Origin of the sequence: Mesorhizobium sp. 113-1-2, assembly GCF_016756475.1 — a bacterium.
In the GTDB taxonomy this organism is placed as follows: domain Bacteria; phylum Pseudomonadota; class Alphaproteobacteria; order Rhizobiales; family Rhizobiaceae; genus Mesorhizobium; species Mesorhizobium loti_C.
The window spans coordinates 618,162-643,284 of sequence record NZ_AP023242.1; the positions used below are offsets into that span (position 1 = coordinate 618,162).

21 protein-coding genes are annotated in these 25,123 nt (G+C 64.0%); 15 read left to right on the forward strand and 6 right to left on the reverse strand.

The window, feature by feature from the left end; translation table 11 throughout:
- The first annotated feature begins 109 nt into the window (after positions 1 to 109).
- From JN279_RS02860 to JN279_RS02875, 4 genes are all read left to right on the forward strand, one after another.
- Entirely contained in the window at positions 110 to 1,513 is a 1,404-nt protein-coding gene (locus JN279_RS02860; RefSeq protein WP_096452526.1) for an MATE family efflux transporter, read from the forward strand.
- A 377-nt stretch (positions 1,514 to 1,890) separates the two neighbouring features.
- Entirely contained in the window at positions 1,891 to 2,493 is a 603-nt protein-coding gene (locus JN279_RS02865; RefSeq protein WP_244734383.1) for a phosphatase PAP2 family protein, read from the forward strand.
- Positions 2,490 to 3,416 carry a diacylglycerol/lipid kinase family protein gene (locus JN279_RS02870; RefSeq protein ID WP_096452522.1) on the forward strand — a complete coding sequence of 309 codons (927 nt, stop codon included), beginning with the start codon at positions 2,490 to 2,492 and terminating at the stop codon, positions 3,414 to 3,416. Before JN279_RS02865 ends, JN279_RS02870 begins: the two co-directional genes overlap by 4 nt.
- A gap of 15 nt (positions 3,417 to 3,431) precedes the next feature.
- Positions 3,432 to 4,241 carry a metallophosphoesterase family protein gene (locus tag JN279_RS02875; protein ID WP_096452520.1) on the forward strand — a complete coding sequence of 270 codons (810 nt, stop codon included), beginning with the start codon at positions 3,432 to 3,434 and terminating at the stop codon, positions 4,239 to 4,241.
- Positions 4,242 to 4,685: 444 nt separating this feature from the next.
- Here the strand turns inward: JN279_RS02875 and JN279_RS02880 are convergent, their stop codons facing one another.
- The 4 genes from JN279_RS02880 to speB form a co-directional block, all read right to left on the reverse strand.
- The gene (locus tag JN279_RS02880) at positions 4,686 to 5,333 is read right to left on the reverse strand and encodes an amino acid ABC transporter permease (protein WP_202351941.1); all 648 of its coding nucleotides are present in this window, start codon (positions 5,331 to 5,333) and stop codon (positions 4,686 to 4,688) included.
- The gene (locus JN279_RS02885; protein ID WP_202351942.1) at positions 5,330 to 5,986 is read right to left on the reverse strand and encodes an amino acid ABC transporter permease; all 657 of its coding nucleotides are present in this window, start codon (positions 5,984 to 5,986) and stop codon (positions 5,330 to 5,332) included. The genes JN279_RS02880 and JN279_RS02885 overlap by 4 nt, the downstream gene beginning before the upstream one ends.
- A 6-nt stretch (positions 5,987 to 5,992) precedes the next feature.
- On the reverse strand, positions 5,993 to 6,802 hold the full coding sequence (locus JN279_RS02890) for a transporter substrate-binding domain-containing protein (protein WP_202351943.1): 810 nt from the start codon (positions 6,800 to 6,802) through the stop codon (positions 5,993 to 5,995).
- 81 nt (positions 6,803 to 6,883) lie between these two features.
- Complete coding sequence (gene speB, locus JN279_RS02895) at positions 6,884 to 7,945, reverse strand: agmatinase (protein WP_140889893.1); 1,062 nt, start codon at positions 7,943 to 7,945, stop codon at positions 6,884 to 6,886.
- 209 nt (positions 7,946 to 8,154) lie between these two features.
- Here speB and gcvA point away from each other — a divergent pair, with 209 nt between their 5' ends.
- From gcvA to JN279_RS02935, 8 genes are all read left to right on the forward strand, one after another.
- Positions 8,155 to 9,129: a transcriptional regulator GcvA gene (gene gcvA, locus JN279_RS02900; RefSeq protein WP_202351944.1), complete on the forward strand. Its 975-nt coding sequence runs from the start codon at positions 8,155 to 8,157 to the stop codon at positions 9,127 to 9,129.
- Between the two features lie 135 nt (positions 9,130 to 9,264).
- Positions 9,265 to 10,569, forward strand: a complete 1,305-nt coding sequence (gene pncB, locus JN279_RS02905) for a nicotinate phosphoribosyltransferase (protein WP_096452508.1) — start codon at positions 9,265 to 9,267, stop codon at positions 10,567 to 10,569.
- 374 nt (positions 10,570 to 10,943) lie between these two features.
- On the forward strand, positions 10,944 to 12,383 hold the full coding sequence (locus JN279_RS02910; protein ID WP_202353629.1) for a hypothetical protein: 1,440 nt from the start codon (positions 10,944 to 10,946) through the stop codon (positions 12,381 to 12,383).
- A 155-nt stretch (positions 12,384 to 12,538) separates the two neighbouring features.
- Positions 12,539 to 13,861 (forward strand): ABC transporter substrate-binding protein, encoded by a 1,323-nt coding sequence (locus JN279_RS02915; RefSeq protein WP_096452506.1) that lies wholly within the window; start codon positions 12,539 to 12,541, stop codon positions 13,859 to 13,861.
- Between the two features lie 217 nt (positions 13,862 to 14,078).
- Positions 14,079 to 14,960: a branched-chain amino acid ABC transporter permease gene (locus tag JN279_RS02920; RefSeq protein ID WP_202351945.1), complete on the forward strand. Its 882-nt coding sequence runs from the start codon at positions 14,079 to 14,081 to the stop codon at positions 14,958 to 14,960.
- Positions 14,957 to 15,919 carry a branched-chain amino acid ABC transporter permease gene (locus JN279_RS02925; protein ID WP_202351946.1) on the forward strand — a complete coding sequence of 321 codons (963 nt, stop codon included), beginning with the start codon at positions 14,957 to 14,959 and terminating at the stop codon, positions 15,917 to 15,919. The genes JN279_RS02920 and JN279_RS02925 overlap by 4 nt, the downstream gene beginning before the upstream one ends.
- A complete protein-coding gene (locus JN279_RS02930) occupies positions 15,916 to 16,641 on the forward strand; it encodes an ABC transporter ATP-binding protein (protein ID WP_202351947.1) in 726 nt (241 codons plus the stop codon). Before JN279_RS02925 ends, JN279_RS02930 begins: the two co-directional genes overlap by 4 nt.
- Positions 16,638 to 17,375: an ABC transporter ATP-binding protein gene (locus tag JN279_RS02935; protein ID WP_202351948.1), complete on the forward strand. Its 738-nt coding sequence runs from the start codon at positions 16,638 to 16,640 to the stop codon at positions 17,373 to 17,375. The genes JN279_RS02930 and JN279_RS02935 overlap by 4 nt, the downstream gene beginning before the upstream one ends.
- A 124-nt stretch (positions 17,376 to 17,499) precedes the next feature.
- On the opposite strand, the gene JN279_RS02940 is transcribed toward JN279_RS02935, so the two are convergent.
- Together JN279_RS02940 and pncA are read right to left on the reverse strand one after the other, a co-directional pair.
- The gene (locus JN279_RS02940) at positions 17,500 to 18,909 is read right to left on the reverse strand and encodes a sodium:proton antiporter (protein WP_202351949.1); all 1,410 of its coding nucleotides are present in this window, start codon (positions 18,907 to 18,909) and stop codon (positions 17,500 to 17,502) included.
- A gap of 49 nt (positions 18,910 to 18,958) precedes the next feature.
- Positions 18,959 to 19,573 carry a bifunctional nicotinamidase/pyrazinamidase gene (pncA, locus tag JN279_RS02945; RefSeq protein ID WP_202351950.1) on the reverse strand — a complete coding sequence of 205 codons (615 nt, stop codon included), beginning with the start codon at positions 19,571 to 19,573 and terminating at the stop codon, positions 18,959 to 18,961.
- Between the two features lie 298 nt (positions 19,574 to 19,871).
- Here pncA and JN279_RS02950 point away from each other — a divergent pair, with 298 nt between their 5' ends.
- From JN279_RS02950 to JN279_RS02960, 3 genes are read left to right on the forward strand one after another with little or no spacing between them, the layout of a single operon-like run.
- Complete coding sequence (locus JN279_RS02950; protein WP_202351951.1) at positions 19,872 to 20,735, forward strand: FAD binding domain-containing protein; 864 nt, start codon at positions 19,872 to 19,874, stop codon at positions 20,733 to 20,735.
- 17 nt (positions 20,736 to 20,752) lie between these two features.
- Complete coding sequence (locus JN279_RS02955; protein ID WP_202353630.1) at positions 20,753 to 23,587, forward strand: molybdopterin-dependent oxidoreductase; 2,835 nt, start codon at positions 20,753 to 20,755, stop codon at positions 23,585 to 23,587.
- Complete coding sequence (locus tag JN279_RS02960; protein WP_202351952.1) at positions 23,584 to 25,122, forward strand: 6-hydroxynicotinate reductase; 1,539 nt, start codon at positions 23,584 to 23,586, stop codon at positions 25,120 to 25,122. Before JN279_RS02955 ends, JN279_RS02960 begins: the two co-directional genes overlap by 4 nt.
- Position 25,123 lies beyond the last annotated feature (1 nt).

Below are 25,123 nucleotides of genomic sequence, written 5' to 3' on the forward strand. Positions count from 1 at the left end.
GCGTTTCGTCCAAAAGCTGACGCAAACGCCGCGAAACCGAAGGTTTCGCCGTTTGTCATGCGGCTTCCGGCTCTTTTGCCGACGTGCCGCGCCTGGAAAGAGCGGAACAATGTCTGCGATCGAAGCCGGCGCTCGCGCGCCGGAAAATCTTTGGCGTCAGGAAATCAGGGCGACGCTGGCGTTGGCCTGGCCGATGGTGCTGACCAATCTCGGCCAGACCGCGATGACGGCCACCGACGTGATGATGATGGGCAGGCTCGGGCCGGACACGCTGGCCAGCGGCGCGCTTGGCGCGAACCTCTATTTCATGCCGCTGATCTTCGGCCTTGGGCTGATGCTGGCGACATCGCCGATGATCGCCACCGAACTTGGCCGCCGCCGCCATTCGGTGCGCGATCTGCGCCGCACCGTGCGCCAAGGCCTGTGGCTGGCGATCCTGATCTCGATCCCGATCTGGCTCGTGCTTTGGCACGGCGAGGCGATTTTGTTGGCCATGGGCCAGGAACCCGCGCTGGCGCACCAGGCCGGCATCTATCTGCGCTGGCTGGAATGGGCGGTGCTGCCTTTCTACGGCTATATCGTGCTGCGCTCGTTCATCTCGGCGCTGGAGCGGCCGGGCTGGGCGCTGATCATCGTTTTCGTCGCCGTCGCCTGCAACGCCGTCTTCAACTGGGTGTTCATGTTCGGCAATCTCGGTTTCCCGGCCATGGGCATTGCCGGCTCGGGCCTTGCGACATCGCTGTCCAGCACGCTGATGTTCATCGGCATGGCTGCGGTGGTGATGCTGGAGAAGAAGTTCCGGCGCTACCGCCTGTTCGGCCGCTTCTGGCGGTCCGACTGGCCACGCTTCAAGGGCCTGTTGCGGCTTGGCTTGCCGATTGCCGGCATCCTCGCCTTCGAGGTGACGATCTTCAACGCGGCTGCCCTGCTGATGGGCCTGATCGACGCGGATTCGCTGGCCGCGCATGCGATCGCCATCCAGATCGCCTCGATCTCCTTCATGGTGCCGCTCGGCCTCAACCAGGCGGTGACGGTGCGCGTCGGGCTGGCGCATGGCGCCGGCAATCCGGAAGGCGTATCGCGCGCCGGCTGGACGGCCTTTGTCCTCGGCGTCTCCTTCATGGCGCTGATGGGGCTGGTGATGATCCTGTGGCCGCATCCGCTGATCAGCGCCTTCATCGATCTCGCCAACCCGGCCAATGCCCGGGTGATCACGCTTGCCGTCTCGTTCCTGGCCTTCGCCGCCCTGTTCCAAGTCTTCGACGGTGCGCAGGCGGTTGCCGCCGGCATGCTGCGCGGCCTGCACGACACCAAGGTGCCGATGATCTACGCCGCGATCGGCTATTGGGGCGTCGGCCTGCCGCTCGGCGTGCTGCTCGCCTTCCATTTCGGCTTCCACGGCGTCGGCATCTGGATGGGCCTATCGACGGGGCTGGCCGTGGTGGCGGCGCTGCTCCTGGCGCGCTGGCTGCGGCGGGATCGCATCGCGCCGCAGCTGGCGTTCGGGCATTGAACCTAACGGCCGTCGGTTTGCGGTCGTCATGTCCTGAAGTTACATCTCGTTAAACGGAGCCTTTTCGGAGACTGACCAATAGCTAGCCGGGTGCGCCCGCAGCCGCAATCTTGACCTCAGCTCCATGCAGCCGGCCGGCCATACGCATGGACCGGGGCGTGGACCGCATTGATGATTGGGGAACCCGGTTCATGCGAAGCCGTTGTGGGCTATAGATCGAGGTCCTGCGCTTGAACGAACCAGTCCCAGATACCGAGCGTGGGCGCCTAGGGAGTCACCGGCCTCGCCCGCCGTGCCGAATTAGCAGTGCGTCCGCGCAAGGCAAGAACAGGCTTGTTGCGGGGATGCTCGTATCGTGCCCCGTTGTCGGCTTCGGGGTGCTCGCCGAGGACGTCCTGGAAGGCGACACGACCAAATTTGACCTTGCCATTATGTCGGCTCTTCGCGCGACCGATCCGGCCTCTCCGATAGGTCCACCATGGCTTCAGGAAGCGGCCAGGGATGTGACCTCAGTCGGCAGCGTGGTGTTTCTTAGCTTCGTGTTGCTGGCAGGAGTTGTCTATCTTCTTCTCATCCACAAGCGGGCTCTCGCCATCTGGATGGCGGTGGCGGTGGTTGGCGGCGAACTGCTCGGCACAATCCTAAAGCTGAGCTTCAACCGGCCCAGGCCGGAGATCCCTCATGTCACGCGAGTATTCACGGCAAGCTTCCCGAGTGGACATGCAATGCTTTCGGCTATCGCGTTCCTGACCGTGGGCGCACTCCTTTCACACGCAAATCAGGAGCTGCGTCTCAAAGCGTATTTCATGTCGATCGCCGTGTTTCTGACGGTGGCCGTTGGGATAAGCCGGGTCTATCTCGCGGTCCACTATCCCACGGATGTCTTGGCCGGGTGGTGCATTGGTTCTGGCTGGGCGATCCTGTGTTGGACAGTCGCGTTATGGTTCCAGGAAAGGCCCAAACGGGGGCCGGAAACTTGAAGGTTCTGACCCTCATCAACAAAAATGCCGGCGCTGCGGCACGCAAGGGCGACATAGAGAGAGCCGTACGGGATGGGTTCGCCGAACGTGGCATTGAGGCGGATGTGCGATTGGTGGACGGACGAGAGGTTGGAGAGCTAGCTCGGCGCTTTGTTAGCGAAAACAAGTCGAGGTCCGGTCGTGGATCAATATTGGTCGTGGGCGGTGGCGACGGCACCCTCAGCAGCGCGGCCTCGGCGTTGGTGGGGACTGATCTGTTGCTCGGTGTTCTTCCGCTCGGCACATTAAACCACTTTGCCCGGGATTTGGGTGTGCCGCTCGACCTCACAGCGGCGATCGATACAATCGCGACAGGTAAGCCTCTCGCAGTCGATGTCGCCGAGGTCAACGGCCGCGTCTTTCTTAACAACTCATCGATTGGGATCTATCCCTTCTTTGTTGCAAAGCGTTCAGCCGAGCAGCGGCGCCGCGGGTTCGGCAAGCTCGCCGCCATCGGACCCGCTCTCATGAGAACGTTGAGATCCGCCTCGTGGCAGGCTGTCCACGTCGCTGCTCAGGGCACCCGCGAAAGACTTCGGACGCCCTGTGTGTTTGTTGGCAACAATTTCTACGACATCGCTGATCTTGGCCGCCGCCGCAGCCTGTCGTCAAAAGAGCTGTGCGTTTACGTCGTCAAGCAGCAGTCCTGGTTTGGACTGGCATTGCTTCCGTTCAAAATCGCGTTTGGCATGATCGACTCCACACGAGATCTTGAAATCTATCGGGCTAGTTCACTCCAAATCACATCGCATCGCCACGCCATGCTGGTTTCCCTGGACGGCGAAGCCGTCAGTATCGACATGCCCCTGAACTTTCAGATTCGACCAGCGGCCTTGCAGGTCCTTGCACCTGCCAAAATGACCAGAACTGGTGGACGTGGCTGAAAGCGGAGAACCTCAGTGAAAACCCTCGTGCACCTTTCGGATTTGCACTTCGGAAGAACAGAGAGCCAGCTTGTGGTAGCGATCGCGGCCGAGGTTCGCGCCGTCGAATCTGATCTGCTCGTCGTATCCGGGGATCTGACGCAGCGCGCCCGGAAAGACGAATTCCTGCAGGCGCGGGCCTTCCTTGATTCCCTTCCTGGCCCCCGCATCGTAGTGCCCGGCAATCACGATGTGCCGCTTTGGAATGTCCTCGCGCGCGCATGGACGCCTCTATCGCGTTACAAGCGCTACATCGAGGCGGACACCGAGCCGTTCTATGCCGACAGCGAAGTCGCTGTCGTCGGGATCAACACAGCACGATCCCTGACGATCAAGGATGGCAGGATCAATGTTCGCCAGCTCGAGGCGGCGACAGAGAAATTCTCAAATATGTCCGACGACATTACCCGGGTAGTGGTCACTCATCATCCTTTTGAAGGGCTGGATTTGGAAAGCGACGAAGGCATCGTTGGCCGCGCGGATCTGGCAATGGATGCCTTCTCGCGCAGCGGCGTAGACATCATATTGTCTGGCCACCAGCATCTTCACCGCACCGGCTCGAGCGCAAGGCGTTACCTTATCGACGGCTATGCCGCGCTGCTAATTCAAGCGGGAACGGCGGTTTCATCGCGGCTTCGCCACGCTGCAAATTCGTTTAACATCATTCGCATCGACCACCCAAGGATCTCCGTCGAATGTCGAGCCTGGCAGCCTTCGAGGGCCGGGTTCGAAATCTCAGCCAGTTATTCCTTTCGGCACGGTCCAAGCGGGTGGGAAGCTGCTTGAAGGGCGATCAGGCACAGCGTCTTACTCATCCGCAAGGGAGACACCGCGTTATGTCGCTGCCCCAGCCCTGAGAAGGCTCGCGTACAATCTCCAACCGACTTGCGAGATGTCATAGCGCTGACAATCTTCGCGCCATCCTTGTGACGCTCAATACGACTTCGACTGCGGCTGAACGTGCATGGCGCGATCCCCGACAAGCTTCGGGCCATAATTCTTTCCACTCCAACGGCAGCTATCGGGATTGCCGTAAGCCGCTCTGAACGGCCGACAAGAGGCGCGAAGCCGCTGTTGGGTGAGGACCTCACGAAGTTCGCCTATGGATCGGGACCTGCCATTCGCCAATGTCCGGCTCCGACCCAGAGAACGCATTTGAGCCCTAACCGTGGAGACAGCTACCTGGTTTGCAGTGGCCGCCGATTCCAGTCAATGCGATATCCTCGTGGCTCAGCGGGTCGCCGCGCGCCGTTCGAGTGAACGGGCATATTGCGTCAGCGGGAAGCACATGAGGAAGAAGATCAGCGCCACCAGCCCATAGACCTTGAACGGTTCGAAGGTGGCGTTGTTGATGGCGTTGGAGGTCCGCACCAGCTCCTCGAAGCCGATGATCGAGGTCAGCGCCGTCGATTTGATCAGCTGCACCAAGAAGCCGACTGTCGGCGCGCGGGTGATCGAAAACGCCTGCGGCAGGATGATCAGCCTCAGTTCCTGCAGATAATGCAGGCCGAGGCTGGCGCCGGCATCCCACTGGCCGCGCGGCAAGGCATCGACGCCGGAGCGCCAGATCTCGGCGAGATAGGCGCTGGCGAAGAAGGTGAGGCCGAGCACCGCCGCGGTCCATGGCTCGATGCGCAGACCGAGCATCGGCAGGCCGAAGAACATCAGGAAGAGCTGCATCAGCAGCGGCGTTCCCTGGAACAGGGCGATGTAGCCGGAGGCGATGCGCCGGCCCCATGTATTCTTGGCGATGCGGAAGAACAGCACGACCATGCCAACGATGCCACCGCCGATGAAGGCAGCCAGCGACAAAAGCACGGTCCAGCGGGCAGCCAGCAGAAGGTTGCGCACGATATCCCAGAAGGTGAATTCGATCATGACACGCCGGCTCCGAGCGCGCGGCGCCCGCCGGTGACCAGAAGCCGGCGCAAGGCCATCGACATTGCGAGGTAGACCAGCGTCACGACGAAATAGGTCTCGAAGGACCGGAAGGTGCGTGCCTGCAGCATGTCGGCCTCATAGGTCAGCTCGCGCACCGCGATCTGCGAGACCACGGCCGATTCCAGCATCATGATGACAATCTGGCTGGTCAGCGCCGGATAGATGATCTTGAGCGCCTGCGGCAGCACGATCTTGATGAACACCTGGCGGGGCCTGAGTCCCAAGGCCAGGGCGGCTTCCGTCTGCCCGCCCGGCACGGCGTCAAGGCCGGCGCCGACGATCTCGATCGTATAGGCCGCCATGTTGAGCGTCATCGCCAGCATGGCGGCCAGGATCGGGTCGAGCCTGATGCCGAGGCTCGGCAGGCCGAAGAAGATGAAGAACAGCTGCACCAGGAACGGCGTGTTGCGCATCACCTCGACATACCAGGCGATGGCCCGCTTGAGCAGCGCGGGGCCGTTTCGCCGTCCGGCGGCGCCGAGGATGCTGAGCAGCGTCCCGGCCAGCGTGGTCACGGCGATCAGCAGGATCGTCGTGACCGCACCATGCGCGATGTCGCCCAAGGCACCCGGGAGCCAGGCAAAGGCCACGGAAACTCAATCCTTGAGGTTGTCGGGGTTAAGCGGCGTCTTCAGCCAGGCCTTCGAGCTTTCGTCCAGCTTGCCGTCGGCCAGCATCTTGGCGATGGCGTCATTGACCGCCTTCTTCAAGCCGTCCTCGTTCTTGTTGAGGCCGATATGCGAGGGCGAGGTCAGCAGCTGGAATTTCTGCTCCGGCTTCAGCGCATCCTGCTTGGCCAGAACCTGGGCGCCGACGTCGTTGCCGACGACCATCAGCTGGGTCTGGCCGGAGATGAAGGCCTGGATGACCGAATTGTAGTTGTCGAAGCGCTTGATGTCGGCCGAGGCAGGTGCGGCCTCGGTGAGCGAGGTGTCCTCGAGCGTGCCGCGATTGACGGCGATCGACTTGTCGGCAAGGTCTTCCTTGCCTTTGACCGTCATCGCAGCCGGCCCGATCACCGCGATGTAGTAGGGCGCGTAGGCGGCGGCAAAGTCGATGACCTGCTCGCGCTCCTTGGAGTAGCCGACGCTCATCAGTATGTCGACGCGATGGTCGTTCAGATAGGGTATGCGGTTCTGGCCGGTGACGGCGACCGGATTGAGCTTCACCTTCAGCGTGTCGGCGATGTATTGCGCGACATCCATGTCATAGCCCTTGAGGCTCATATCGGCGCTGGCCGAGGAGAAGGGCGGGAAGTCGGCGAAGACGCCGACATTGATGGTGCCGGCCTTGGTGATGTCGGCCAGCGCGTCGGCATTGGCCGCCTGGGTGGCGATGCCGAGGCCGGCGGCGCCGACCACCAGGATGGCGGCGATGGACGATTTCAGTGTCGAGTGGATTGTCATTGGTATTCCCCTTCTGGAAGCTTTTGATCGTTTGAGGCGGCCGCCGGCTCCAGCGCGGCGGCTGCCTTTTCGTTTCAGCTGTCAGGCGCCCTTGCCCGTGATGGCCGGGCTGAACACCATCAGGCTCAGGATCTCGAACAGCACCTGCGCGCCGGCATGCGCCGTGTTGGTGGTGGCGTCATATTGCGGCGCCACCTCGACGACGTCGCCGCCGACGATGTTGAGGCCCTTGAGGCCGCGCAGCAGCTCAAGCACTTCGCGCGTCGTCAGCCCGCCGACTTCCGGCGTGCCGGTGCCCGGCGCGAACGCCGGATCGACGCTGTCTATGTCGAAGGAGACGTAGGTCGGGCCGTCGCCGACGATCTTGCGCGCCTTCTCGATGATGGCCGGGATGCCGAGACCGGTCACCTCCTCGGCGTGGACCACGGTCATCCCGGACTCGTAGGTGAACTCCCAGAGGTACTCGGCCGAGCCGCGGATGCCGATCTGGATGGTGCGCGTCGGGTCGAGCACGCCGTCCAGCACCGCGTTGCGGAACGGGCCGCCGTGGTGGAACTTGGTCATGTCGAACAGGCCGCTGGTGTCGCAATGGGCGTCGATGTGGATGAGGCCGACCGGAGCCTTCTTGCCGACAGCCTTCAGGATCGGATGGCTGATCGAATGGTCGCCGCCGACAGAGAGGGGAAGCACGCCGGCATCGACGATCTGGTTGGTGCGGCGCTCGATGTCCTCATGGCTGGTTTCCAGCCGATAGCGGCTGCGGAATGGCGTATCGCCGATGTCGGCGACGCGAAGCTCATGCGTCGGCGCGCATTCCAGCACGTGATTGTAGGGGCCGATGCGCTCGATGGCGCGCAGCGCCCGCGGCCCGAAGCGCGAGCCCGGCCGGTTGGTGACGCCCAGATCCATCGGCACGCCGATAATTGCCACCTGCAAATCGCCGAAATCCGGATTCTCGGCCGCGATTTCGCGGTAGGGCGCGGCGAGGAAGGTCGGGATGCCGGAATAGGGCGCCAGCCTGGTGCCCGACTTGGAAAAGATCTTGTCGGCGACCTTGCGGAATTTCGGGTCGAACATCTCGCCGCCATGGCTCTCGCCATATTTGCGACGCAAGGCGTCGAGCTTGCCGCGATCGTAACCCATATCCGTCCTCCTCGATTGATGCCGCCAGCCCACCGTTGACGTTTGGCGAACCGACCGTCATCCGGCCGGGTCGCTGTCCCGCTGGCTGCCTGCAGATTTCAAGTCTTGATGCTATTTTCCACCGAAGTGTCCGGCAGCCGCATTGAAAAATCAATTGATATTGTTAGGGTGTTTCCTGTGAGAAAATCTCACAACGAAGCCGGGCATCCATGGTCAAGCGCCTGCCACCCCTGAACCCGCTGCGCGCCTTCGAGGCAACGGCGCGCCATGGCTCGCTGACCAAGGCGGCGAGTGAGCTCAATGTCACGCATGGCGCCGTCAGCCACCAGATCAAGGCGCTGGAGCAGTCGCTCGGCGTCAAGCTGTTCGAGCGCGTCGGCCAGCGGGTCAGGCTGACGCCGCATGGCGCGGAGCTGTTGCCGGCGGTATCGACGGCCTTCGACGGCATCGCCGCCGCCACGCAGCGGCTGACGCGGCCGGCCAGCAGCGGCGCGCTGTCGGTGTCCTGCGTGCCGGCGCTGCTGCTTTTGTGGATGACGCCGAGGCTCGGCAGCTTCACCGCGCAATATCCCGATATCCAGCTGACGCTCATCCCCTCCAACGACCCCAAGGATATCCGCGCGCCGCATATCGATGTCTGCGTGCACTATGGCGATGGCAGCTGGGCCGATTGCTGGATGCGCAAATGGTCGGGGCTGGAGCTGTTTCCCGTGGTCAGCCCGACCTTGATCAACAACCGGCCGATCCGCAGCGTCAGGGACCTTGCCGACCATGTCTTCCTGCATGGCGACGATGGTCGCGAATGGCATACCTGGCTGGCGGCCGCCGATGCGCTGGACCTCGAGCGCGGCCGCCGCCATCATCTGGGCGACGCGCGCATGGCGACGGAGGCCGCGGTGCACGGCCATGGCGTGGCGCTGGGCGATTCCGTAACGGCAAGCGCGCTGCTGGCCAGAGGCATGCTGGTCGCGCCGTTCAGCCTTTCGGTGCCGGCGGTCGACGATTTCTACGTCGTCTGCCGCAATGAAATGCGCACGACGCCGATCGTGCAGGTGTTCATCGACTGGCTGTTCGCCGAGAAGGCCGGGGATGACGGCCGCGCCGACGCTCCGGTCGCCGGCCGCATCATCAGCCGCCGCAAGCGCCCGCAACTCAAGGTCATCGGCGCGAAGACCGCGGGCTGAGGCTGGCCACTCCTGGCCATGCGCAGGCCGTTCTTTTTGTCGGGCCAGCCTGAAAGCGGGAAGCGTTCCGGCCAATTCGATGCTATGAGGCCTGTCGCGATTGTGGACGGCAGGCAGCGAAGGCGGTGTTGAAACATGGCTAAGACCGATATTGCGCGGCGCGTCTACAACCACACCTGGAAGCTCGATCCGATCGTGCGCAGCTTGCTCGACACGGATTTCTACAAGCTTTTGATGCTGCAGATGATCTGGGGCATGTACCCCAAGGTCGATGCCACCTTCTCGCTGATCAACCGCACCACCTCGGTGCGCCTTTCCGACGAGATCGATGAGGGCGAACTGCGCGAACAGCTCGACCATGCCCGCACCTTGCGCTTCTCGAAAAAGGAGATGATCTGGCTGGGCGGCAACAATTTCTACGGCCGCAAGCAGATCTTCGAACCGGAATTTTTGGCCTGGCTGGAAGGTTTCCGGCTGCCGGACTACGAACTGTCCAAGCGCGACGGCCAGTACGAACTGACCTTCCCCGGTCCCTGGATGTACACCACGCTGTGGGAGATCCCGGCGCTCGCCATCATCAACGAACTGCGATCCCGCGCGGCCATGCGCGCCTTCGGCCCCTTCGCGCTCGATGTGCTCTATGCCCGCGCCAAGGCCAAGATGTGGGCCAAGACCGAGCGGTTGAAGGCGCTGCCCGGCATCCGCATTTCCGACTTCGGCACACGCCGGCGCCATTCCTTCCTGTGGCAGCGCTGGTGCGTCGAGGCGCTGAAGGAAGGCATCGGCGAGGCCTTCACCGGTACCTCCAACGTGCTGCTGGCCATGGACAACGACCTCGAAGCGCTCGGCACCAACGCGCATGAACTGCCGATGGTGTTTGCGGCACTGGCCACTTCGGAGAAGGAGCTGAAACAGGCCCCCTACAAGGTGCTGCAGGACTGGCAGCGCTACTATGGCGGCAACCTTTTGATCGTGCTGCCCGACGCCTTCGGCACCGCCTCTTTCCTGCGCGACGCGCCGGACTGGGTGGCCGACTGGACCGGCTTCCGCCCCGACAGCGCGCCGCCGATTGAGGGCGGCGAGAAGATCCTGTCCTGGTGGCGCGAGAAGGGCAAGGACCCCAAGCAGAAGCTGCTGATCTTCTCCGACGGTCTCGAGGTGGAAACCATCGAGGAAACCTATCGCCACTTCAAGGGCAAGGTGCGCATGTCGTTCGGCTGGGGCACCAACCTCACCAATGATTTCGAAGGCTGCGCACCGATCGAAACCAACAGCCTCGATGCCATATCGCTGGTCTGCAAGGTCACGGAAGCCAATGGCCGGCCGGCGGTGAAGCTCTCCGACAATCCGGCCAAGGCGACGGGGGACGAGGAAGAGATCGAGCGGTATCTTCGGATATTCGGGCAAAAGGATCGTGTGGAGCAACTGGTCAAGGTGTGACGGGATCGGCGGGTTTCTTGGACAGGTCGAGTTCCTTGGCGCCCCCCTCTGTCCTGCCGGACATCTCCCCCACGAGGGGGCTACAGTACCCGGCAGAGGCTCCTTTCCTCTCCCTCCGGAGGGGGGAGAGGTGGCGCCGCGAAGCGGCGACGGAGTGGGGGAACCACCTGGCAACCGCCCCACCGGACATGGGAAAGAGAACCACGCGCGACCCGCGCCAGGGTCGCCCCCCACTCCGTCGAGCTGCGCTCGACACCTCTCCCCCGATCGACGGGGGAGAGGAAGGGCGCCAGGCTGTCCGAGCAGGCGCCAGTCCTCAGCGACAGAGGCTCCCTTCCGAAGATGACAGCATGATCTCCCCCCTTGAGGGGGAGATGTCCGGCAGGACAGAGGGGGGCCTCGTAGAGCGCCTTCCTTCGGGACTTCTGCCTGTAAGCATCGCCGCTGCGCTCGCCCTCCCCACCCCCGCCTTCGCGCACGCCTCCGACCGTGGCCACGTCCTGCTCCTGCCGACCGGCTACTACCTGATCGGCGGCGCATTCGCCGTGGCCATCAGCTTCCTCGTGCTGGCGCTGCTGCCGGCGGCTTCCCTCGACCGTTTCTGGCGCCGGCGCCTGCCGCTGTTCACCCTCGGCGACAGCTCCCGCACGGCCATCAGCCTGATCTCCTTTGCCGGCTTTGCAATTCTCGTTGCCGCCGGCTTGTTCGGCAGCCGCGACCCGCTCTCCAACCCACTGCCGCTGGTGATCTGGACGCTGCTGTGGGCCGGCGTCACCTTGCTGCAAGGCGTCTTCGGCGACCTCTGGTCGTGGCTCAACCCCTGGTATGGGCCGTGGCGCCTCGTCTCGCGTCTGCTCAGTACAAGCGATGCGGAACCATGGCGCCTCCCCCGATGGCTCGGCTGCTGGCCGGCCGTCATCCTGTTCTTCGCCTTTGCCTGGTTCGAACTGATCGATCCGGCGCCCGACGATCCGGCACGGCTCACCTATGCCGCCGGCCTCTATTGGCTGTTCTCTTTCCTGGCCGTGCTGGCCTTCGGTTATCGAGGCTGGAGCCGCAGCGGCGAGTTCCTGACGCTGTTCTTCTCGATGGTGGCGCGTTTTGCGCCTGTCGAGCGCGACGGGAAGGGCCGGCTTGCGCTATGCTGGCCAGGCGCCAAGCTGCTGGCGGCGGAGCCGCTGCCGCCCAGTGGGATTGCCTTCCTGCTGCTGGCCCTCTCCTCGGTGTCCTTCGACGGCCTGTCTAAAACATTCTTCTGGTTCGGCCTGTTCGGCGTCAATCCGCTCGAATTCCCGGGCCGCACGGCGGTGATCGGCAGCGGCACTTTCGGGCTCGTTTTGACATTCGTTCTGCTGGCAGCCGTGTTCCTTTTCGCGGTCTGGCTCGGCCAGCGTTTGGCCGGCAGCGATCAGCCGCTCGGACAAGCGGCCGGCCTGCTGGTCTGGTCGATCGTGCCGATCGCACTTGCCTATCATATCGCGCATTATCTCACGGCGTTGCTGGTCGACGGCCAATATGCGCTTGCCTCCCTGTCCGACCCGTTCGCGCTGGGCTGGGACCTGTTCGGTACCGCCGACATCCAGGTCGAGGCCGGCATCGTCGCCGGGGCGGAGTCGGCCTGGTGGCTATGGAACATCCAGGCCGGCGCCATCATCCTGGGCCATGTGCTCGCCGTGCTGGTCGCCCATGGCTTCGCCTGGCGCCTGCATCCGCAGCCTGCCCGCGCCGCACTCAGCCAGTCTCCGCTCACCCTGCTGATGATTGCCTACACGGTCTTCGGCCTCTGGCTGCTTGCCACACCGACCGTCGGATGAGAAAAGGGCGGCCCCGATGTCGTTGGGGAAAGCTCGCTTGCCACATCAAGGCTTTGGTGATTTAGTTTGTACACATGCAATTTTCCGCCTCCTCCGAGCGAGGGGGCCGAAGCCGCCTTATCGTTGGTCAAGACTGAAAAAACAGGGGAACGAACATGGCTGACAAGAACGGATTTTTCGACCTCTCCAAGACTGCCTTCGCCTCCAAGACTGGCCTCACCCGCCGCACCGCGCTGAAGGGCCTGGCCGCGGGCGCCGGCCTTGCCGTGGCGCCTGGTTTCGTCCGCTATTCCCAGGCGCAGAGTTCGGCGCCGATCAAGATCGGCTTCCAGTCGCACCGCACCGGTATCGGTGCCGCCTATGGCCGCTGGTACGAGAAGACCACCGCTGCCGCGGTCAAGGCGATCAACGCCGCCGGCGGCATCAATGGCCGTCAAGTCGAGGTCATCATCGAGGATGACGGCACCGATCCCGGCCGTGGTGCCGAAGTGGTCGGCAAGTTCGCCACCCAGCACAAGACCGACATCGTCTACGGCACGCTGTTCTCGCATGTCGTGATCGGCTCGGCGCCCGCCGCCGGCGAAAACAAGATCCCCTATTTCGTCGTCAGCGAAGGCCACCACGTCGCCTCGACCAAGCTCAACCGCTATGTCTTCCAGCCCGGCATCACCGACGTTAAGAGCCAGATCCAGTCGATGGCGCCATGGATCGCGGCCAATGCCGGCAAGAAGGTGACGCAGATCTTCCCGGATTTCGCCTTCGGCTACGACCACCGCGACTACCTGCCGCCGGCGCTGAAGGCGCAAGGCGCCGACGTCATCGCGCAGATCGCCATCCCGCCGACGGAATCCTCCTTCACCAAATATTTCCCGCAGATCCCGCCGGAGACCGAGGTGATCTACCATGTCATGGTCGGTCCGGCGGTGCTCACCTTCGTCAAGGAGCTCGGCGAGTTCTACGGTTCAAACCGGCCACAGCTGTTCGGCTTCATCGATTCGCTTGAGGCCACCGACATCAACAGCCCCGGCCTGGAATTCTTGGACGGCAGCCATTTCTGGGAAGGCTCGCCGCGCTACGCCCAGCCCGATGATAGCGCCGCGCAAAAGGCCTATCGCACCGCTGTCGGCATCGACGACAATGGCGCGGCCGTCGGCGACCCCAAGGACGTCTCCACCGCCGCGCACATGTTCGGCTGCTGGGAAACGCTCTACGTCGTCAAGAAGGCCATGGAAGACGCCGGCTACAAGGGACCGGAGGACCGCGCCAAGCTGGTCGAGGCGACCGAGGCACTGACCGCCTTCGCCGAAGGCCCGGAGCATCCGCAAGGCGCGAAAACCTTCAACGGCAAGATCCACCAGTGCTTCGGCATCCAGAACATCTCCAAGGTCGAAGGCGGCAAGCTCAAGGTCGTGCACAAGACCAAGATCGAGGATGGGCTCTACGAGGCCGAGGGGGATTATACGACGCAGGCGCTTTAGGTTTAGCCATCTGGCAAGCGTGAGCGCCAAGGCACCCCCCTCTGTCCTGCCGGACATCTCCCCCTCAAGGGGGGAGATCGGATGTCGTCTTGGGTTTCGCCAATCCCCAAGGTTGGGGGGTGGGCGCCTTCGCAGAAACTGCCAATCTCCCCCCTTGAGGGGGAGATGGCCGGCAGGCCAGAGGGGGGTGCGCTTGGCACCTGCCTGCGTTTAGACCATGCACTTCGGTCCCCACCTCCTCCTCGCCGCCCTCGAAGGCCTTGTCACATCAGCCGTGCTTGCGCTGACCGCACTCGGGCTGTCGCTGGTGTTCGGTGTGATGCGGGTGGTCAATGTCGCGCATGGCGAGTTCTTCATGTTGGGCGCGGTGCTCGCCTGGGCGATCTCGACGGCGATATCGGGCCATCCGGCGCTCGGCTTCCTGGCGGCGCTGGTAATCGCGCCGCTGATCGTCGGCGCGATCGCGCTGGTCGCCGAGCGGCTGGTGCTGCGCCGGCTCAACTACAATCCGGAAGCCACCATCGTTGCCACGATCGGAATGCTCTACATCATCCAGCAACTGGCACTGAGCTTCTATGGCCCCGAGGCGCGGCCCGTGGAGCCACCGTTCAACTACCGCATCCTTTTGCCGTGGTTCGGCTATTCCGGCTATAAACTGTCGATCATTGCGGCTTCCGCGCTTCTCTTGATCGTGACATGGCTGGTGCTGACGCGCACCAGGATCGGCCTCGTCATGCGCGCCACGCAATATGACAGCGAGACGGCGCAGGCCTTCGGCATCGCGGTCGGCCGAGTCTATGGGGGCGTCTTCGCGCTTGGCGCGATGCTGGCGGCGATTGCCGCGGTGCTGATCGTGCCGATCAGCCAGGCGCATTATCTGATGGGGCAGGATCCGCTGCTCTTGTCCTTCATCGTCGTCATCATCGGCGGCCTCGGCTCGCTGCGCGGCACTGTCGTCGCCGCCGTGCTGATCGGCCTCTCCGACGGCATCATCTCGATGTTCTTCTCGCCGACCTTGGCCAAGATCATCGCCACGCTGCTGGTCGCCATGGTGCTGGTGTTCCGGCCGCAAGGCCTGTTCGGGACGGCGTCGCGATGAGCGAAGCTTCGCCGGCAAAGGCTTATTCGCTGCATCTCGGCGTCATCGCCCTGCTCTTCATGCTGAGCTTCGTGTTGCCGGACTATTATCACGGCCTGCTTGCCCGCATCATGGTGCTGGCGGTGTTCGCCATGGGCTACAACATGCTGTTCGGCTATGTCGGCCTGCTCAGCCTCGGCCATGCCATGTTCTTCGGCGCCGGGCTTTACGGCGCCGGCCTTGCCATCATCCAGCTCGGCTGGAACGTGCCACTGGCCTTCCTCGGCGGGATTGCCTGCGGCGCGGTGCTGGCGTTGGCGATCGGCCTGCTGGCGCTACGCACCACGGGTGTCGCCTTCATGATCGTCACCATGATGTTCGCGCAGGTGTTCTATCTCTTGATCCTCTATTTCGCGACATGGACCGGCGGCGATCAGGGCCAGGTCGTGCCGCAGCCGGCGCGCGTCCTCACTTTCGGCGCGACCTCGCTCGACCTCACCAATCCGACGGTGCGCTACATGAGCGCGCTGGCGCTGTTCTCGCTCGTGCTTCTGGTCACGCTGGCCGTCGTCCGCTCCCGCTATGGCCGCGTGCTGGTCGCCATCCGCGAGAACGAAGAGCGGACGAAGATGCTGGGCTACGACACCTTCACCAACAAGCTCATCGCCGTTGTCGTCTCCGGTACGATCTGTGCGGCCTCGGGTGCCGCCTACGCGCTGCTGTTTGGCTATGTCGGCTCAAGCTTCGCCTCAGTCCAGTACTCGATCCTGCCCCTGCTCTGGGTCTTGCTCGGCGGTGCCGCCACAACGCTCGGGCCGCTGATCGGCACGGTCTTCATGTACTATGTCATCGACGTCACCAGCGGCTACACCTCGGCCTATCTCCTGATCGTCGGCATCGCGCTCATCCTGCTGGTTTTGTTTTTCCCCAAAGGCATTCTCGGCACCATCCGCCAGCGCTGGCTCGGGTGGTTGCCATGACGCCGCTTTTGACCACCAAGGGCCTGTCGCGCCATTTCGGCGGCCTGCGCGCCGTCGACAACGTCGACTTCACCTTGATGCCGGGCGAGATCCGCGCTGTCATCGGCCCCAACGGGGCAGGGAAAACCACCTTCGTCAGCCTGGTCAGCGGCCGCATCCAGCCATCTTCGGGGGCGATCGTCTTCGACGGCGCCGACATCACCGGCCAGCCGGCCTATGTCAGGGTGCGCCAGGGCATTGCCTACACGTTCCAGATCACCAGCGTCTTCGCCAATCTCAGTGCCTATGACAATGTCGCGCTGCCGGTGCAGCGCACGCTGAGCGATGGCCGATCGAAAGGCGCGGTGCGTGCCGGCGTCATGTCGGCGCTCGAACGCACGGGCCTGGCCGACCGCGCCCATATGCCGGCCGGGCAGTTGTCCTATGGCCACCAGCGCCTGCTGGAGGTGGCGATGGGCCTGGCACTGAAGCCACGCCTGCTGATCCTCGACGAACCGACGCAAGGGCTGGCCGACTCTGAGATCGACAATTTCATCACGCTTGTGTGTGACATCACCAGCAGCGCCACCGTGCTTCTGATCGAACACAACATGCCTGTCGTCATGCAGCTCGCCGACCGCATCACCGTCTTCAATGCCGGCAAGATCCTGGCCGAAGGCACGCCCGAGGCCATCCGCGACAACGCGGCGGTGCAGGAAGCCTATCTGGGGACCGCCCCATGAGTGAGACAAGCAAGGCCGAGACGGGCAAGGCGGAAGCATTGCGGATCGCCGGACTCGACTGCTTCTACGGCGAGGTCCAGGTGCTTTACGGGCTCGACCTCGTGCTGAACGAGGGCGAGGTGCTGTGCCTGTTCGGCCGCAACGGCGCCGGCAAGACGACGACACTAAAGGCGATCATGGGCCTGGTTCCTTCAAGCGCCGGCTCGATCAAACTCGCCGGCAAGGAATTGACCGGCCTGCCGGCGCACGAAGTGCCGAAGGCCGGCGTCGCCTATGTGCCGCAAGGCAGGCGGCTATTCGCCGAGATGACGGTGGCCGAAAACATCGAGATCGGGCTGATGGCACGCGGCAAGGGCAAGGCCGTGCGCGAAAACGTCCTCGACCTCTTTCCGCTGCTGCGTCAGCGGCTGCGGCAACGTTCGGGCACCTTGTCCGGCGGTGAGCAGCAGATGCTGGCGATGGCGCGCGCGCTCTGCCTCGAACCGCAAGTGCTGCTGCTCGACGAGCCGACCGAAGGGCTGATGCCGCCGATGATCGCAAAGATCCGCGAGACGGTGTCGAAGCTGCGCGACATGGGTGTCTCGACCATCCTGGTCGAACAGCGGGTCGATGCCGTGCTGTCTGTCGCCGACCGCGTATGCTTCATCGAAAATGGCCGCAATCGCGAGACGGTGAATGTCGAGGAACTGCGCGCCGACCCATCGGCGGTGCGGCGGTATGTGGGGGTGGGATGAGGATTACCCTCCCCCTTGTGGGGAGGGTGGCTGCAAAGCAGCCGGGTGGGGGTGCGGCGCCAGACCCCCACCCGGACCTGCGGTCCGACCTCCCCACAAGGGGGAGGTAAGGCTCCGCGCCGCCTCAGCTAAAGAAAAGAAAGCCCGCCGCCAAAAAGGTCGGGATCAGCACCGCTCCCGACCACGCCATATAGCCGAAGAAACCGGGCATCTCGACGCCGCGCTGCCGGGCGATGGCATAGACCATGAAGTTGGGCGCATTGCCGATATAGGTGTTGGCGCCCATGAACACGGCGCCGGCCGAGATCGCCGCCAATGTCGAGGCGAATTCGGTCATCAGGTGGTGCGGGTCGCCGCCGGCAAGCTCGAAGAACACCAGATAGGTCGGCGCGTTGTCGAGGAAGGACGACAGCGCTCCGGTCAGCCAGAAATAGGCGAGATCGTTGGGTGTGCCTTGTGCCGAGGTGACGAGCGCGACCAGCGGCGCCAGCGCGCCCTCGTGGCCGGCCCTCAAAATGGCGATGACCGGCACGATGCAGATGAAGATGCCGGCAAACAATTTTGCCACCTCCGCGATCGGACCCCAGTTGAAGCCGTTCGCCGCGCGGTATTCCCGGCGCGAAACCGCCAACGACACGAAGGCGAGCACGAGGATGATGGCGTCGCGCACCAGGTTCTGCAGTTCCAGCGTCACGCCTTGAATGGAGAAGGTGACGTCAGGTTTCCACGTCGCCGACAGCAGGATGACGGCGATGACGCCGGCCAGCAGCGGAACGTTGGGCAGGCCGCGGATGCGAACCTTCGAATCCGGCGTCGGGTCCTTGATCTTCGGCGCTCCGGCCTCGCGCCGGTGCAGGATGATGTCGATCGCCAGGAACACCGCCAGCACCACACCGCCGACGAACAGCGTCTCCCGGTAGAGGTTTGCGGTCGTCCAGAAGAAATCGACGCCGCGCAGGAAGCCGACGAACAGCGGCGGGTCGCCGAGCGGCGTCAGCGAGCCACCAATGTTGGACACCAGGAAGATGAAGAAGACGACGACATGGGCGTTGAACGGCCTGTTGTCATTGGCGCGGATGATCGGCCGGATCAGGATCATTGAGGCGCCCGTCGTGCCGATGACCGAGGCGAGCAACGCGCCGACCAGCAGCAGCCCGGCATTGACCAGCGGCGTGCCGTGGATGTTGCCGGCGACCAGGATGCCGCCCGAAATGGTGAACAGCGCGAACAGCAGGATGATGAAGGACATGTATTCGGTGAGCAGCGCATGCAGCACCGCCTCGGTCGCCGAAGGGATGCCGAAGGCGACCGCCAGCGGCACGACCACAAACGCGGCCCAAAGGGCTGCGATCTTGCCGTAATGATGCTCCCAGACATGGGGAAACAGCAGCGGGCCGGTGGCGATCGACAACAGCAAGCCGGCGAAGGGCAGCGCCCACCACAGCGACATCGAGGCGCCGGGCAGGGCGTGTTCATCAGCCGCGAAGGCTGCCCCCGGAAACAGCATGGCGAAGGCGATCGCCGCAGCCGCCATGATGCCTGCGCTGATCCGCGAAAAGCCCCCCTGATGCCCCACCGTCGGTTCAGTCCGACAGATGGTCTTCAAGCGTCACGCCGGCGTCGCGCATGCGCCGCAGCATGGCATCAAGCGAGCCGTTGAGGTCGATGCCACGGCAGGCATCGAGCCGGACGGTGGTTTTGAAACCCTGGCTGACGGCATCCAGCGCCGAAAAGCCGACACAGAAATCGGTCGCCAGGCCGACCAGGGTGATGGCGTCGATGCCGCGCTCCCTGAGGTAGCCACCGAGGCCGGTCGGCGTCGTGTGGTCGTTCTCGAAGAAGGCCGAATAGCTGTCTATTGCCGGGCGAAATCCCTTGCGGATGACGAGTTCGGCCTTGGTCCAGGCAAGGCCGGAATGGAAATCCGAGCCGAGGCTGCCCTGGATGCAATGGTCCGGCCATAAAGTCTGCTGGCCATAGGGCATTTCGATCATGGTGAAAGGCTGTGCGCCCGGATGGCTGGAGGCAAAGCTGGAATGGCCGGCAGGGTGCCAGTCCTGCGTCAGCACGACATGGTCGGCGTGCCGGATCATATCATTGACCAGCGGCACGATCTCGTCGCCGCCGGTCACGGCCAACGCGCCGCCCGGGCAAAAATCGTTCTGCAGGTCGATGACAACAAGCGCTTCGTCGGCCATTGGGCCTCCTTCTTCTCTGCGTTGGGCTCAGGCTCCAGTAGAAAGATGCCGCTGACGCGACCGGAGGCAGAAACTTGACCAGATGGCCGGCCGCGTCAACCTCCGATGGCGTAACAATCTTGTTGCCTGCATCCCGGTAAGCACGACAGCCCAAACTCTGGCTTTGACAATTTCACCCGGCTTGATATCATTTGCATACGAATGAATTTCCGGTTTTGCGAACCGGCAAGATCATGCCTGGGGTAAACGCCCCGGGAGGGCCATTTCGGGGAAGGCCCACTCTCTGGGAAGGCAAAGCGTGATCCGTTACGCGAAACCCACCACAGTCGACGAGGCGCTCGCGCTGCTTGGCGAGGGCGCGTGGCGCGTTCTTGCCGGCGGTACGGATTTCTATCCGGCGCAAGGCGCGAAGCCGTTCCGCGACAATGTCCTCGACATCAACGGCCTCGCGGCGCTGCGCGGCATCGCCGAGACGGATGACCATTTTGTCATCGGCGCGCGCACGACGTGGACAGACATCATCCGCCATCCCTTGCCGCCAGCCTTCGACGCGCTGAAACAGGTCGCGCGCGAGGTCGGTTCACCGCAAATCCAGAACGTCGCTTCCGTCGCCGGCAATCTCTGCAACGCCTCACCGGCCGCCGATGGCGTGCCTGGCCTGCTCGTGCTTGACGCCGAGGTCGAGCTGCGTTCGGCAACGACGACGCGCCATCTGCCTTTGCCGGATTTCATTCTCGGCAACCGCCGCACGGCCATGCAGCCTGGCGAAATGGTCACAGCCATCCGCGTGCCGAAGCCTGCCGCCAGCGGCACGTCCGCCTTCGTCAAGCTCGGCGCACGGCGCTACCTCGTCATTTCCATTGCCATGGTGGCGGCGCGTCTGGTCGTGGAGAACGGCACTGTCATTGAAGCGGCGATTGCCGTGGGATCATGTTCGGCTGTCGCCAAGCGGCTTGCCGGCGTCGAGGCCGCGATACGCGGGTTGCCGGCCGATCATGGGTTCGCCGATGCGATCCAGTCCGCGCCGATGACGGAACTGTCGCCGATCGCCGATGTGCGTGGCAGCGCTGAGTATCGGCTGGATGCCGTGCGCGAGATCGTCGCGCGGGCCGTGCTGACGGCGGCCGGACCGACAAACGATCATATGGTGGCGGCGGCATGAGACAAGCTCAGCCTGACATGAACCAGGTTCTGCCTGAAGTGGATGAAGCTCAGCTCGAACTGGGTAGGGTCCCGCCTGGCCTCGGCTTTGAACGAACAGACATTGCCTTCGCGGTCAATGGCGCCGCCGTCTCGATCAACGTGCCGCCGCTGCGCCGGCTGTCCCAGGTGCTGCGTGACGAGTTGCGGCTCACCGGCACCAAGGTTGGCTGCGACGCCGGTGATTGCGGCGCCTGTACGGTGCTGGTCGACGGCGATCCGGTCTGCGCTTGCCTGATGCCTGCGGCCTCGGCCGCCGGTGCTTCGGTGACAACAGTGGAGGGGCTCGCCAATGGCCGGCTGTCAGCGCTGCAGGCCTCTTTCCTCGCCCATGGCGCGGCGCAATGCGGCATCTGCACGCCGGCGCTGCTGGTCGCGGCAACAGCGCTGCTGGATACGAAATCCAGACCGACCGAGACCGAGGTGCAGGATGCGCTGGGCGGTATTTTGTGTCGCTGTACCGGCTACCGGAAGATCATCGCGGCGGTGATGGAGGCTTCCTCGCAAGTGGCAGGTCTCGATTTCCGCCTGCCTCAGTCCGGTCATGCGATCGGCGCGTCGCCCGTCAGGCTCGACGGCCTGCCAAAGGTGACCGGGGCTGAGAAATTCGGCAGCGATTCCTTCCCGGCCGATGCGCTTGCCGTGCTGGTGGTCCGTTCGCCGCATTATCACGCCAGCTTCGCCTTCGGCGATCTCGACGGCTGGGCCAAAGCGCATCCCGGCGTCGTTGGTGTCTTCACCGCGGCCGACATTCCGGGCAAAAACTGTTTTGGCGTGATCGGTCCATTCGCCGACCAGCCGGCGCTGGCCGAGGGATTTGCGCGGCTTCGCGGCGAGGCGGTGGCGCTGGTTGCCGGCGAGCGCGAGGCGATCCTCGATCTCGATTTGTCGGATTTCCCGATCCGCTGGACCGAACTGCCGCACTTTCTCCAACCCGCCGACGCGCAGGCCAGCGGCGCTGCCCTGATCCACGGCAACCGCCCAGCCAATTTATTGACCAAGGGCTTCGTCGAGCGCGGCGATCCCGAGGCGGCCCTTGCCAATGCAGCCGTGACGGTGACCGGCGCGATCGACACGTCCTATGTCGAGCACGCCTATATCGAGCCGGAAGCCGGCTATGCCTATCTGGACGGCGACACGCTGGTCGTCGTCGCCTGCACCCAGGCGCCCTATATGGACCGCGACGACACCGCGAAAGTACTCGGCCTGCCCGTCGACAAGGTGCGCATTGTGCCGACGGCGACCGGCGGTGGTTTCGGCTCGAAACTCGACGTTTCGCTGCAGCCGCTGATAGGCCTTGTGGCGCTCAAGACCGGCCGGGCGGCGGCGCTCACCTACACCCGCAACGAATCGATGATGTCGACCACCAAGCGCCATCCGGCCGAGATGAAGGCGACCATCGGCGCGGATGCCGAAGGCCATGTCACCGGCATGATCTTTGCCGGCGATTTCAACACCGGCGCCTATGCTAGCTGGGGGCCGACCGTGGCCAACCGCGTGCCGGTGCATGCCTCCGGCCCTTATGCGACACCGAACTACCGCGCCGAGGGCCGCGCCATCCACACGCATGGGCCGATCTCCGGTGCCTTCCGTGGCTTCGGCGTGCCGCAAGCGACGATCATGCAGGAGACGCTCTATGATGAGCTGGCCGGCAAACTCGGCATCGACCGGCTCGATTTTCGCCTGAGAAACTGCCTTCGGAACGGCTCCGAAACGGTTACCGGGCAGAGGCTGGAGTCCGGCGTCGGTATTGCCGAATGCCTCGAGGCGTTGCGGCCGCATTGGGCGCGTGCGACGGCTGACGTGGATGCTTTCAACAGTGCTCATGTGGACAAAAAGCGTGGCGTTGGCGTGGCGTCCTGCTGGTATGGCTGCGGCAACACTTCGCTGCCGAACCCGTCGACCATCCGCGTCGGCATCGTGGCTTCGGGTGACGTCATCCTGCACCAGGGCGCCGTCGATATCGGCCAGGGCTCCAACACCGTCATCACCCAGATCTGCGCCGACGCGCTTGGCCTGCCGCTGGAAAAATTCCGGCTGAAGAGCGCCGATACGGCGATCAGCCCCGATGCCGGCAAGACGTCCGCCTCGCGCCAGACTTTTGTGACCGGCAAGGCGGCCGAAAAAGCCGGCCGCGCCTTGCGCGACAAGATCCTGCGTTTTGCCAATGTCTCCGAAAAGGCGTCTCTGCAACTTGACGGCGCGGCGATTGTCATCCGCGAGGGCGAGGCCATCCGCCGCATCGATCTCGCTACGCTCGATGTGGACGCCGACGGCTTCGTCTTCCGTGCCGAGGAGACCTATGACCCGCCGACACTGCCGCTCGACGCCAAGGGCCAGGGCAAGCCCTATGCCCTCTATGGCTACGGCGCGCAGATCGCCGAACTCGAGGTCGATCTCAAGCTTGGCACGGTGAAGCTGCTGAAAATCACCGCCGCGCATGATGTCGGCAAGGCGATCAACCCGCTGCTGGTCGAGGGCCAGATCGAGGGCGGCATCGCCCAAGGCATCGGCATGGCGCTGATGGAAGAGTACATTCCCGGCCGCACCGAGAATTTGCACGATTATCTCATCCCGACCATAGGCGACGTGCCGCCGATCGAGACCATTCTGGTCGAGGTTCCCGATCCCGAGGGGCCGTTCGGCGCGAAGGGGCTGGGCGAGCATGTGCTGATCCCGACGGCGCCGGCGATCCTCAACGCCATCCGCCACGCCACCGGCGTGCTGGTCACCAAGGTTCCGGCGACGCCGACGCGTATCCGCGCTGGCATCCGTGAAAAAGATGGTATCCGCGAAAAGGAGGCACGCGCATGAGCGAGCTTGCCGAGCGTTTCGAGACCCATGATCCCGGCGAGAAGCAGGTGGCGGAGAAGATCCGCTGCGATGCCTGCCCGGTCATGTGCTACATCGCCGATGGCCGCACCGGCGCCTGCGACCGCTATGGCAATTCCGGCGGCCGGATCGTGCGCATGGATCCGCTGACCATTCTCGACCATGCGGCAGAAACCGGCGCGGCAATCGTGCCTTTCGTTGCCGAAGGTGAGGCATGGGATGGCGAACTGGTCAACACCGGGCGCCGCTTCGTCACGGCAATAGGCGCCGGCACCACTTATCCGGACTACAAACCGGCGCCGTTCATCGTCAGCCAGGAAGTCGAGGGCGTCGATCTCGTCACCGTCGTCACCGAAGGCATTTTTTCGTATTGCGGCGTCAAGGTGAAGATCGACACCGACCGTCATCTTGGACCCGAAACGGCTGTCGTGCGCTCGCAGGGCGAGGCGATCGGCCATGTCACCACGGGCGAGTATGGTTCGCAGATGCTGTCGCTGGGCGGCGTGCATCATTTGACCGGCGGCTCCAAGGCGGAAGGCCGCGCCACCTGCGACGCGCTGCTCAATCTGTGCAACCGCAAGCCGGTGGAACTGACCATAGACGGCGGCGCCACCATCATCGTCGAAGCCGGAAAACCACCTGTCATCGACGGCAAGCAGGAGCACCGCATGCGCGTTGGCTGCGGCTCGGCCACGATCGGCATGTTCGCCACGCAATGGCGCGGGCTGGTCGACGAGGTGGTGGTGGTCGACGACCATATCACCGGCGTCGTCTCCGAGCATCAGGCCGGCAAGGTGCTGGGTTGGCAGGATACGGGGATCAAAATCATTGGCCGCCGCTCGACGCCGGGCCGCTATTTCAAGGTCTCCGAGCCCGGCCTCGGCTGGGGCGGCACCTCGATTTCCGACCCGCTGTCGATCCTCGGGGAATGGAACGCCAAGAAGGGCGCGCGGCCGGGCCTGTCGCTGCTGATGGTTTCGACCACCGGCGAGCAGTTCGCCTACTACGAACTCGACGACGAATTGAAGCCGGTCGAAAAGCCATTTCCGGAGCGGCTGCAGAAGTCGGTCAATCTGATCGAGGACAATTGCGAGCCGGCTTTGTGCACGGTGCTGTTTATCGGCGGTGCCGGTGGTTCGCTGCGCGCCGGCGTCACCGAAAACCCGGTCAATCTCACCCGGTCGGTGCAGGGCCTGAAGACCTATGTGACGGTCGGCGGCGCGCCGGTCTATGTCTGGCCGGGCGGCGGCATCACGCTGATGGTCGACGTGACGCGCGTGCCGGAAGGCGCCTTCGGCTATGTGCCGACACCGGCGCTGGTGGCGCCGATCGAATTCACTCTGCGCCGCGACGACTATGTGAGGCTGGGCGGCTACGAGGCCGAGATCCGCAGTGTCGAGGATATCGTCGCCAAGGGTGGCGAATACCTCAACCCGCGCCGCGGCACCGGCGCGCCGTCCGACAATCCCTGGCCGCCGCTAGCGCAATTGCGGCGCGCCCTGTCGAACGGAGCCTGAC

Excerpts from the sequence above, each read along its gene's own strand:
- JN279_RS02860 (WP_096452526.1), top strand. The coding sequence starts at position 110 with ATGTCTGCGATCGAAGCCGGCGCTCGCGCGCCGGAAAATCTTTGGCGT.
- JN279_RS02880 (WP_202351941.1), bottom strand. The coding sequence starts at position 5,333 with ATGATCGAATTCACCTTCTGGGATATCGTGCGCAACCTTCTGCTGGCT.
- JN279_RS02890 (WP_202351943.1), bottom strand. The coding sequence starts at position 6,802 with ATGACAATCCACTCGACACTGAAATCGTCCATCGCCGCCATCCTGGTG.
- speB (WP_140889893.1), bottom strand. The coding sequence starts at position 7,945 with ATGGGTTACGATCGCGGCAAGCTCGACGCCTTGCGTCGCAAATATGGC.
- gcvA (WP_202351944.1), top strand. The coding sequence starts at position 8,155 with ATGGTCAAGCGCCTGCCACCCCTGAACCCGCTGCGCGCCTTCGAGGCA.
- pncB (WP_096452508.1), top strand. The coding sequence starts at position 9,265 with ATGGCTAAGACCGATATTGCGCGGCGCGTCTACAACCACACCTGGAAG.
- JN279_RS02910 (WP_202353629.1), top strand. The coding sequence starts at position 10,944 with ATGTCCGGCAGGACAGAGGGGGGCCTCGTAGAGCGCCTTCCTTCGGGA.
- JN279_RS02915 (WP_096452506.1), top strand. The coding sequence starts at position 12,539 with ATGGCTGACAAGAACGGATTTTTCGACCTCTCCAAGACTGCCTTCGCC.
- JN279_RS02920 (WP_202351945.1), top strand. The coding sequence starts at position 14,079 with ATGCACTTCGGTCCCCACCTCCTCCTCGCCGCCCTCGAAGGCCTTGTC.
- JN279_RS02925 (WP_202351946.1), top strand. The coding sequence starts at position 14,957 with ATGAGCGAAGCTTCGCCGGCAAAGGCTTATTCGCTGCATCTCGGCGTC.
- JN279_RS02930 (WP_202351947.1), top strand. The coding sequence starts at position 15,916 with ATGACGCCGCTTTTGACCACCAAGGGCCTGTCGCGCCATTTCGGCGGC.
- JN279_RS02935 (WP_202351948.1), top strand. The coding sequence starts at position 16,638 with ATGAGTGAGACAAGCAAGGCCGAGACGGGCAAGGCGGAAGCATTGCGG.
- JN279_RS02940 (WP_202351949.1), bottom strand. The coding sequence starts at position 18,909 with ATGGCGGCTGCGGCGATCGCCTTCGCCATGCTGTTTCCGGGGGCAGCC.
- pncA (WP_202351950.1), bottom strand. The coding sequence starts at position 19,573 with ATGGCCGACGAAGCGCTTGTTGTCATCGACCTGCAGAACGATTTTTGC.
- JN279_RS02955 (WP_202353630.1), top strand. The coding sequence starts at position 20,753 with ATGAACCAGGTTCTGCCTGAAGTGGATGAAGCTCAGCTCGAACTGGGT.
- JN279_RS02960 (WP_202351952.1), top strand. The coding sequence starts at position 23,584 with ATGAGCGAGCTTGCCGAGCGTTTCGAGACCCATGATCCCGGCGAGAAG.